Origin of the sequence: Streptomyces sp. DH12 (assembly GCF_020873895.1) — a bacterium.
Taxonomy (GTDB): Bacteria; Actinomycetota; Actinomycetes; order Streptomycetales; family Streptomycetaceae; genus Streptomyces.
In genome coordinates this window covers 387,650-397,372 of the sequence record NZ_JAHWGT010000001.1, presented here as the reverse complement: position 1 = coordinate 397,372, position 9,723 = coordinate 387,650, and the positions used below count along the sequence as shown (strand labels likewise).

Annotated in this window: 7 protein-coding genes; 3 read left to right on the top strand and 4 right to left on the bottom strand. The window is 70.4% G+C overall.

Annotation, left to right across the window (positions count from 1 at the left end; genetic code table 11):
- Positions 1-394: 394 nt before the first annotated feature.
- Positions 395-703, bottom strand: a complete 309-nt coding sequence (locus LPA54_RS01750; protein ID WP_228973242.1) for a hypothetical protein — start codon at positions 701-703, stop codon at positions 395-397.
- 74 nt (positions 704-777) lie between these two features.
- On the bottom strand, positions 778-1,068 hold the full coding sequence (locus tag LPA54_RS01745; RefSeq protein ID WP_228973241.1) for a hypothetical protein: 291 nt from the start codon (positions 1,066-1,068) through the stop codon (positions 778-780).
- 439 nt (positions 1,069-1,507) lie between these two features.
- Here LPA54_RS01745 and LPA54_RS01740 point away from each other — a divergent pair, with 439 nt between their 5' ends.
- Positions 1,508-4,069 carry a DEAD/DEAH box helicase gene (locus tag LPA54_RS01740; protein WP_228973240.1) on the top strand — a complete coding sequence of 854 codons (2,562 nt, stop codon included), beginning with the start codon at positions 1,508-1,510 and terminating at the stop codon, positions 4,067-4,069.
- 742 nt (positions 4,070-4,811) lie between these two features.
- On the opposite strand, the gene LPA54_RS01735 is transcribed toward LPA54_RS01740, so the two are convergent.
- Entirely contained in the window at positions 4,812-5,033 is a 222-nt protein-coding gene (locus tag LPA54_RS01735; RefSeq protein ID WP_228973239.1) for a hypothetical protein, read from the bottom strand.
- A 760-nt stretch (positions 5,034-5,793) separates the two neighbouring features.
- Between LPA54_RS01735 and LPA54_RS01730 the strand changes: the two genes are divergently transcribed.
- Together LPA54_RS01730 and LPA54_RS01725 are read left to right on the top strand one after the other, a co-directional pair.
- Positions 5,794-7,353, top strand: a complete 1,560-nt coding sequence (locus LPA54_RS01730) for a class I adenylate-forming enzyme family protein (RefSeq protein WP_228973238.1) — start codon at positions 5,794-5,796, stop codon at positions 7,351-7,353.
- 153 nt (positions 7,354-7,506) lie between these two features.
- Positions 7,507-7,836: a hypothetical protein gene (locus LPA54_RS01725; protein WP_228973237.1), complete on the top strand. Its 330-nt coding sequence runs from the start codon at positions 7,507-7,509 to the stop codon at positions 7,834-7,836.
- A gap of 681 nt (positions 7,837-8,517) precedes the next feature.
- On the opposite strand, the gene LPA54_RS01720 is transcribed toward LPA54_RS01725, so the two are convergent.
- Positions 8,518-9,669 (bottom strand): SGNH/GDSL hydrolase family protein, encoded by a 1,152-nt coding sequence (locus LPA54_RS01720; protein WP_228973236.1) that lies wholly within the window; start codon positions 9,667-9,669, stop codon positions 8,518-8,520.
- Positions 9,670-9,723: the final 54 nt, after the last annotated feature.

The window sequence follows — 9,723 nt, the reverse complement described above, 5'->3', positions numbered from 1 at the left end:
GGGTCCCACAGCGCTGCGCGCTGTGCAAGCGAACCCCCGCGCTGCGCGCGGGGGTTGCGCTCCCGCTCCGCGGGAGCGCTGGTGGGTCGCTGCGCGACCCACTCAACCTGGTCGCTTCGCGGCCAGGTTGACGCTCCGTTCGCTGCGCTCTCGGAGCTGCAGGGACTTCGTCCCACAGCCGGTCTTCCGCTTCGCTGCAGACCGGCTGTGGCGGGTCCGCTGCGCTCCCCCGCCACAGGCTTTCCGGCTTCGCCTTCAAGCCTGTGGCCCGCTGGCGCGGGCCAGGCTGACTGGGGTTGAGGCCTGTCGGGTCAGGCACTGGACCCGCGGTATCGGCTCCCTGAGGGAAGCTGGTGTTCTAACGCCTGGCATGGACCGCCTGCAATGAGAAGGGTCAGAGGTCGCTGTCGATACCGGTGACGGCCGGCGGACCCAGCGGGGCGTCACCTTCCGCGATCCCTGCCTCCTTCAGCGCGGCTGAGACGAGCCTTGTGGCGTCCAGCTCGGCTTCGTACCGATCTGGGGCGTCGACCTCGAGGCGGACAGAGAAGGTGCCGTCCTCGTTCAGTGTGAGGAGATTCAGACCTTCACTCTCGCTGACGTCCGTGTGCTGTGAGGACAGCCTTCGCTCGAGAGCCGAGCGCGCGGAGTCGGTGATGCCCGAGATGAAGGTGCCGGGAACAGTGATGACAAAGGTGGTCATGGCGACTCCTCGCATGGGACGGAGCTTGAACGTCGTCCTGCTTCCCGCATCATCCAGGTTTGCGCATGCCAGGCTCAGGCGTTTGCGTGGCGCGGGGCGATGGCTCGTCGGGCGGCGTGATGTGCCGACTTGCGTCCTGGGGCAGCCTGGAGGCGCTGCAACCACAGGGAGGCGGCGCCGAGCAGGCCGGTGAAGACCGCCAGGAGGAGCAGGGAGATCCACATCTGCCGACTCCCGGGGTTGGCCTGTCCCGTCCAAGCCGCGGCGGCCGCCCACAGCAGGGCGCCTGCCATGTAGAAGGTGCGGACGCGGCGCAGCTGCCGCACGGCCCGCAGGGACATGAGGTGCTCACTCTTCGGTGCCATGTCGGCCCGTGTACCCCGATCCGCGCTGCTCACCGGGCGGTGGCAAGTGGAAGAGGGGGCTGGGGGCGGGTGGTCAGGTCAGGCGCGGGTGCATAGCGGGTCGGCTTTCGGGGGACGGTCTGGATGGCCGTTAGCTCCTCGAACGGCTTATCGGGTGGGGCAGGGGCAACGGTTTCGTCGAGTCAGGGCGGGGTTCGGGCTACGGTTGCGGCGTGCTTCGTTTTTTAGTGCGGATAGACTCTGGAGATAGGGCACACCACCAGGGGCCGTTCTGGGGACGTTAGCGGGATCTTCCACATGGCTGTGCCGGTGTTCCGGCGAGGATGGCAAGCAGTCGATCGAGTCGGCCCGGCCGTAGTTCATGTGGTTCCTTCATGTGCGGGTTTCTGGTTTTCTCCGCTTGGATCGATCGGTCGGCACCCAGGAGAAGGTGGACCATATGTCGAGCACCGGCCGCGCTGATCAGCGCGAGGCCGCCCAGCGAGAAGCTATTGACGCGGTCCTTCGGGCTCTCGAATTGCCTTCAAGGTCGCTGGTGCCGGAGCGAGGGCTTCGAACGCAGGTGATCATGGCGACCGGGTCCGGGAAGACCCGGGTGGCGGCCCGCAGCGCGGAGGAGCTCCGCGCTGGCCGTGTGCTGGTGCTCGTACCCAGCTTGGACCTGCTCGCCCAGACCGAGGCCGCCTGGCGCGAGGCAGGCCGCCGGGGGCCGGCGGTCGGGGTGTCCTCACTGCGGGGTGAGGAGGTGCCCTTCCCCAACACCACGGACGTGGACGAGCTGGTCGAGTGGGTGCGGCCGTACGACAAGGTCACCGTGTACGCCACGTACGCCTCCCTCGGGCTCGGCACCCTGGAGCGGGCGCACGCCGCCGGGCTTCCGGGGTGGGACCTGATTGTGGTCGACGAGGCGCACCGGACATCGGGAAGGATCGGCAAGCCGTGGGCGGTCGTCCACGACAACACCCGCATCCCGTCCCTGCGGAGGTTGTACATGACGGCCACGCCCCGGTTGTGGCAGCTGGACGAAGGCTCCGAGAGTGCGCCGGGCGAGCTGGTGGCGAGCATGGATGACGACCCGGATGGCCCGTTCGGCAGCCGGGCGTACACGCTGACGTTGTCGGAGGCGATCGACCGGGAGATCTGTGCCCCCTACCAGGTGGTGTGCGTGGACGTCACCGACACCCAGCTGCAGGCCGCGCAGCTCTTGGGCGTGGAGGGCCGTTCGGACGAGGTCCGCGGGGCCCGGCTCGCCGCGCTCCAGACCGCCCTGCTCAAGGCGTCGGCCGAGGAGGGCTTTAGGCGCACGCTCGTCTTCCACCACGTGGTGAAGGAGGCCGAGGCGTTCGCGGTCGGCCTTCCCGATGTCGCCGCGCAGATGCACGCCAGTGATTCTGAGCTGTATCCGCGCACGATCTGGGCCAACTGGCTGTGCGGTGATCACAAGCCGCTCCACCGGCGGCGTCTGCTGGGTGAGTTCGCGGCCGGTGTCGCCACGGAGGGCACGGTCGTGGAGAAGGGCTTCCTGGGCTCGGTGAAGGTCCTGGGCGAGGGAGTCGACATCAAGAACTGCGACTCCGTGTACTGGGCTGACGTGCGCGGCTCCATGCCCGACCTCGTCCAGGCGGTAGGGCGGGCGCTGCGGATGCAGCCCGGTGAGGGCAAGATGGCCTCGCTCGTGGTGCCGGTCCTGCTCGGGCCCGGGGAGACGGCGGACAACATGCTGACGAGCCGCGCGTTCGGCGGGTTGGCCAAGCTGCTGGAGGCGCTGCGGGCGCACGATGCGCGGGTGGTGGAGCAGCTCGCCGAGCAGCAGGCGCAGAGCCGGGTGCGGGGGGTGCAGAGCCGGGGTGGCGGGGAGGTCGAGGGAGCCGACAGCGACCGTGGTTTGTCCGTGCCGGCCCGGGCGCTGCTGAAGTTCTCCACGCCACGCGACCCTGCCGCCCTGGCGGCGTTCATCAACCTGCGCGTCCTCGATCCGGAGCACGAGCATTGGCGGCGTGGGGTGGAGGCCGCCGTCATCTACAACCGGCTGCACGGCGACCTGCGGGTGCCGTTCACGTACCGCGTGCCCGACAAGGAGGACCAGGCGGTGGGGGTCGAGGGGTGGCCGGCTGCGCTCGCCGGGTTTCCGCTGGGGCAGTGGATCTCCGACAACCGGCGCTTCTACGCCTGCGGTGAGATGGACGAGGGCCGTATCGCCCAGTTGGAGAAGCTGGGCATGGTGTGGTCGCACTTCGACGTCGCGTGGGAGAAGGGCCTGTCCGCCGCGCGCGGGTGGGCGGCCGAACACGGACACCTCCTGGCCCCACTGGACGCCACGTTCCAGGGGTACCGGGTGGGGGTCTGGTTGAAGAATCAGCGGGCCGCCGCCCGCAAGGCTGCCGAGATCGAGCAGCGGCGGGCCGAGGGGCTGCCGATGGAGTCGTCGGCCGGGGCGCTGTCGGCGGAACGGCGCGAGCAACTGGAGGACATCGACCCGGCGTGGTGCCCTGCCTGGCCGGTGACGTGGCAGCGGTGCTTCCACCTCGTCCGGCTCCACCTGGACGCCGGTGAGGCGCTGCCGATGGAGCCTGGCACCGTCGTGCACCAGGGCGAGGACCTTGGCCGGTGGGTGCGCTCGGTCCGGCTCGGCTGGGACAACCTCACCACCGTGCAGCAGTGGATGTGCGAGCAGGTCCTTGGGATCGAGCCCGCGACCGAGGACGAGAAGCCGCCGCCGCGCCGTACGCAGGCCGACAAGTGGGCGATGAACTACGAGGCCGCTCGGCAGTTCTACGAGCGCGAGGGGCACCTTCAGGTCCCCAGGAAGTGGGTCGAACGGATCATCGTCGGCGACTACGGGAGCCGCGGCAGCGGCGGCACCGGCGGCAGCAGTGGCGAGGAGCAGGAGGAACGGGAGCTCCGGCTCGGGGCATGGATCGGGAATCAGCGCAGCCGGGTCGCGGCACTGACACCGGAACGGATCGAGCTGCTGTCCGCGATCGGCATGCGGTGGTCCTGATGGTGGGCGACGTCGGGCAGCGGGGCCGCCGCGCTCGCGGCCGGTTGTCTGCTCGGACGGCTGCGCCCGTGGCGGTGCCTGGGCGACAGGGCTGCCGGTCAGGTGTGGTTCGGAGGCGGCGGTGGGTCGGCGCCGCTACGCCGCCGGGCCCCGACGGCGTGGCGGGCGGGCCGGCGGGGTCTGAGCGGCGGGGGCCGAACGGCGCGGGGCCGGGCCGGCCCTCAAGCAGCGTCGGCGACACGGCGGCGGCTCGGCGAACAGCGGGCGCACCGCGGCGCAGCACGCGGGGACGCCGGGCGTGGCGGGGCGGGGCCGCGGCGGTACAGCGGAGGACGGGGCCGCGGCGGTACAGCGGAGGACGGGGCGGGCGGACGCCGCAGCGGCGCCGCGGCCGGGGCGGCGGCACGCCACGGCATCAGCGCTGCTCCTTCGTTCCTCGCGACCGGCCGCCGACCGACCGCCGCCGCTGCTGCCGCTGCCGCTGCTGGCCGCGCCCGGCCTGGGAGGGCATCCGGGCTCCCCGGAACCCGACGAGGTCAAGGAGAAATGCGGCGGGTACGCACCGGGTGGATGCATGGCATCGTCCCGGCGATGTCGTCCACTCCGCCGGGTGGGCTTTCACTCAGTGGAGTGGGTGCGGAGCGCGGTGGCGTTCACTCCGACGGTGGGCTCGACTCGGTGGAGCGGAGGCAGGGCGTCGTCGGTGCGCACCACCGCACCGGGTGCGCGCCATCGGGTCCACTCAGTGGTCGGCCTGCCGACCGCGGTGCGGTCCGGGCTCCTGTGGGTGGTGCGCCTGTTGATCGTCTGAGCGCACCGGGCGTACTGCGCCGGTGTCGTCGTCCTGGCCGGTGTGGCGGTACGCGCGGACGCGGTTCGCCCGGACGCGGGAGTCGTCGCCCACCTTGGCGAACGCGTCCTGGAAACGGCGCAGCCGGTCGGCCGTGAGATCGAGGGCTTCCACGTCCGTACGGGACCTCGGCCTCGGGGAACATCGGTACAGCGGTTAACGCTAAGCCGGTGATCACGGCGTCTGCGTAGGTGGCCGACGAGGTTCGGTGGAGATCCCGGGGCGGCTCCGGGCGCCGATATCTTCACGCTCATGCCGGTGGACTCAGTGTCGGTGCCCTTGTCGCGGCGGCGCATGGTGTCTGGCCAGTGCGCAGGCGAATCAAGCGGCCGCAGGCGTGTGCCTGCGCTGTTGCGGGTGTCTGCCGTGCCACGATGGTCCGGTTGATCTGGGAGGTGTTTATGGGGGCCGCTTCGCGGGTGGGGCAGCCTCCGACCGCAAACCGTCACCAGCCCTGTGGCGGGAGCTGTTCCACCGAGCCGTAGCGGCGAAGTAGATCACTGCGCCGCCCAAGCAAGATCGTTCTCGCCGATAGGCGCTGTACCGATATTCGCCGACGATCTGGTCGGCCTTGATCAATCTCATCGGCGCTTTGTGTACCTGACCTACTCGCATAATCCTCGCGAACCGCGTGCTGCTGTGTCAGCTGAAGCAGTAACCCGTACGGGTCGGCTCACGTGCGCGCCGGCCGGAACGTTCGTACGGTCGCCTGGAACGCTCTGGGCGCCGAGACACCAGCGCGGGGCGGTCTCGCGTTCCGCTCGCACGTCGCGCGAGACCCCCACCTTTGAAGGGAAATCGTGTGGCCACTCATCAGCAGACGGTCAGCGGCCTGCAGCCCAGTGGTCACCGGGATCCCTTCACCCGTGATGCGATGACCCGGCTGCGTCCCTGGCCCACTCTGCTGGCCTCGGCGGGCACCGCCCGAACACCGGCACGCGTCAACGCCGCCGCCGCGCTGCTCGCCCACGCGCACGGTGCCACCGCCCACCAGCGCTGCCTCGTCACCGATGACGAGACGTGGACGTACGGGGAGCTCCGCCACCGCAGCCGTCTAATCGCCTCCGTCCTCACCGAGGACCTCGGTCTGGTAACCGGCGCACGCGTGCTGCTCCGGGGCCCCAACTCGCCCTGGTATGCGGCATGCTGGCTGGGAACGCTGCTGGCTGGAGGAGTCGTGGTGAGCGGCCACGAACAGATGACGGCGGCCGAGCTGGCCGACGTCGTCGAGGTCGCCGGCGTCACCCACGCCCTCGGCCCCGCGGCGCACCTTGACCCCCTCATCGCGGTCGCCCCCCACCTCGCCACCAGCGCCCACCCCACCGGTCTTGCGCAGGGCGGGGCGGACCTGCCCGCGCGCTGCGCCCGCCGCTCCCCGGCCGCTTACGCCGCCGACACTGCGGCCGACGACGTCGCTCTGATCATCTTCACCTCCGGCACCACCGGCCGGCCCAAGGCGGTCGCGCACTTCCACCGCGACGTGGTCACGGTGGCCGCCACGATGGGTGAGTACGTCACCGGCCTCGCGCCCGGCGACCTCGTCACCACCACCGCCTCCCTGTCCTTCGTCGCCGCTCTCGGTGTTGCGGTGCAGGGCGTGCTCGCCACCGGCGCCGCAGCCCTCATGCAGCCCTCCGGTGGACCCGAGGCGTTCTTCGATGCCGCCGAACGGCACCGCGCCACCGTGGTGATGGCGAGCCCCGGCTACTACCGGTGGGCCCTGCAGCATCCCCCCCGCCCCATGGCGCACGCCCCTCGCCGCTACCTCGTCGGCGGCGAGCCGCTGCCCCGCATCACCGAAGAGGGGTGGCTCGCCCGTACCGGCCTGCGCCTCACCAACATCCTCGGCACCACCGAGCTGTTCAGTGCCTTCGTCGCCACCCGTCCCGACGTCCACCGTCCTGGCTCCGTCGGCCGCGTCGTCCCCGGATACCGGCTCCGCGTCCTTGGACCGGACGGAAGCCCGCTGCCCCCGGGCGAGCCCGGTCGGCTCGCCGTGTGCGGCCCCACCGGCGTCCGCTACCTCGATGCCCCGGCATGCCAGGCCGCCGCCCTGCACGACGGCTGGACCCTGACCGGGGACCTCTGCTCCCTGGGACCCGAGGGTGATCTGTGGCACCACAGCCGCCAGGACGACATGGTCATCATCGAGGGCATGAACGTCTACCCGGTCGAGGTCGAGGAAGCTCTTCTGCACCATCCCGCGGTGCGGCAGGCGGCGGTCGTGGGCGTTCAGGCCGACAACGGCGACACCGAACTCCACGCCTATCTGGTGCTCGACAGCCGCGGGGACACCGGCTCCCTGCTCGCCGAGGTCCGCGCGGCCGTCGAACGCCGGCTGACCCCGTTCAAGGTCCCTCGCCGGTACGTCGTACGGGATGCTCTGCCGCTCACCCACACCGGCAAGGTGAACCGCTCCCGGTTGATCCCCTGATCGTTCGGAAGTATGCCCGTCCGGCATGTGCGACATCCCGTGGGTTGCTCTGAGCCTCCCTGAGTCTTCGACCTCGTGACCAGGGGGTTCGTCCTCCTTCCGGCACCGGATCGCAGACTGACGTGACTTCGGGATTCCTGAAGCGTTCTCACTGTGTCCGATCAGTTCACGATGGTGCTGAAGGTGAGTGAGCTCGGGTTGGCGCTGGCTGTCGTACGGGACCTGCGCGATGTCCGGCCGCCGGCGACGGCGGAGGAGCTGGAGCAGTTCGAGACCGACGTGCTGGCGGGGTTCGTGTTGGCGCGGGCCTCGGCTGGGCTGGCGGACGGCACGATCCGCGGGGACGTCGGGCACCTGGAGCAGATGCGGTCCTGGTTCGGTCGGCCGCTGTGGGAGATGGAGCCGCCGGACGCCGACGCGTACTTCGGGAAGGTTCTGCGGGCTTCGCCGAGCGGCACCCGGCTGGGGCGCTCCAGGCGCTGACCACGAGCTTCCTGTTCCTGGAGCTGCGGCACAAGGTCGAGATCCACCGGATGACCGGCCGGGTGATCGAGTGCCCGACCGACGAGATGCACCGCCCGCGCGGGTCGAATGACGCGGCACTGCGGATTCCGCCGTCCGGGCCGGAGGTCAAGACGCGCTGTTCACCGGGTGGGGCGGCGAACTGGCGACCTGCCGAAAGTTCGCCCCGACCGCCCGGAACTACACCGCCTCCAAGCTGATGTCCCAGGTTGGGCTACGGGTCAGCGAGGCGTGCAAACTCGATCTGGCGGACATCAAGTGGGACCTGGGCCGCTTCGGCAAGCTCCACGTCCGCCACGGCAAAGGAGCCCGGACCCCGACCACGCCGACACCGCCAACACCCTGGAGCCGTCAGCACGACGAGCGCGTCGGCATCAGCCATGTCGATGTGCCTCGGGATGTCGTGTAGCAGACCGGACAACCGCGCGCCGAGACAGACGCCGGAACGTAACCGACGATTCGCTCTGCACTCGGCAACACGCGCAACCGCTGCCCCAACGGAGACAACGACGTTCCAGCGCAAGAGATCACACGAACCCATCCTTCATAAGGCGAGCAGTGCCCTGAGTCCCCCACCGCTCATCTCCGGCCGGAGGAGCGTGAGAGCTCCACACTTGGTGCAGGGTGTGGAGCCCAGCTCACTCAGCGGAAGGGACCGTCGGTCGTGAAGGCGTGGGCTGCAAAGCGCTTGCCCATTCGACGGTATGCGGTGGCGGTGGGGTGAAGGCCGTCGGCCAGCTCGTCTGCCTCGTCCGGGCCGAGCAGCTCGCGTCCGTCGAGATAGTGGAGGTGGGGATCGGACGCCTGTCGTGCCGCAGCGATCCGGGCCAGCTCGGCGCGGACCACCGCCAGCGACAACGCCCCGCCGGCCACATCGGCCGGGTCGCCCAGGGCGGCGAGTCTCCCGTCAGGGCCGGTCGCGGTTGGGCCGGGAGTCTCCTCCAGGGCCGGGCAGCTCACCGGAGAGATCAACAGCAGCGGGGTGTCCGGGTGTCCATCCCGGATCGTGTCCAGGAATCCGTGTACCGCCGGGCCGAACGTCCGTAGTCGGAAGGCGGACACGCTCACGATGTTGATGCCCACCTTGAGACTGATCAGGTCGGCGGGCGTATCGCGGATCGCCCGGGCGACATAGGGATCCAGCAGCGCGTTACCCGCCTGGCTGAGGTTGATCACCTCCACCCTTCCGAGCGCAGCTGCCACCACCGGCCAGGTCCCGGTCGGGCCGTCAGCCTCGATGCAGTGACTGATGGAACTGCCGTGGTGCACCCAGCGGCGCCGCCCGTCCGGCAGCGGTGCCAGCACGTCACCGTCAGCGCGCAGGGCCACCAGTTCCGTCGGGGTCTGCTGTGGCAGCCACAACTCGACGCTTTTCATGCCGGCCGGCAGCCCGGCGAACCGTACGGTCCCTGGCTCGCCCGGGATGAGTCGCTGTACGGCCCCGGGGCCCGCCATCCGCAGCACGTTACCCACCGGCGCCTGCTGACGCCCGGCCAAGGCGCCGTCCACCAGCAGCTCCAGCATCCCGGTCGGGCGAGGCTGGGGGTCGGAGGCGAGCCGGCCGGTGGAGGTGAGTACCTCGAATTCCAATGTGCGCGCATCGGTGCGGAACACCAGCCGCACCCCCGAAGGCATCACGGTCACCCCGTAGACCGACGGGTCCTGGTACTGCTCCTTGGTCCACGCGGGCAACCGGCGCGGCATCACCCCGGCCTGTGTGGTCTCCAGGTCCAACGCACCCCGTATCTCCACCGGCCCGCCCACCAGCGGAACCGCCCGCAGCTCCACCGTCACCGCCGCCGTCCCGGGTCGACGTGGTCCGGATATGTCATCGACCCGGCGTCTTCG

Coding starts and splice junctions, on each gene's coding strand:
- LPA54_RS01750 (WP_228973242.1), bottom strand. CDS start 703: ATGACCACCTTTGTCATCACTGTTCCCGGCACCTTCATCTCGGGCATC.
- LPA54_RS01745 (WP_228973241.1), bottom strand. CDS start 1,068: ATGGCACCGAAGAGTGAGCACCTCATGTCCCTGCGGGCCGTGCGGCAG.
- LPA54_RS01740 (WP_228973240.1), top strand. CDS start 1,508: ATGTCGAGCACCGGCCGCGCTGATCAGCGCGAGGCCGCCCAGCGAGAA.
- LPA54_RS01730 (WP_228973238.1), top strand. CDS start 5,794: ATGACCCGGCTGCGTCCCTGGCCCACTCTGCTGGCCTCGGCGGGCACC.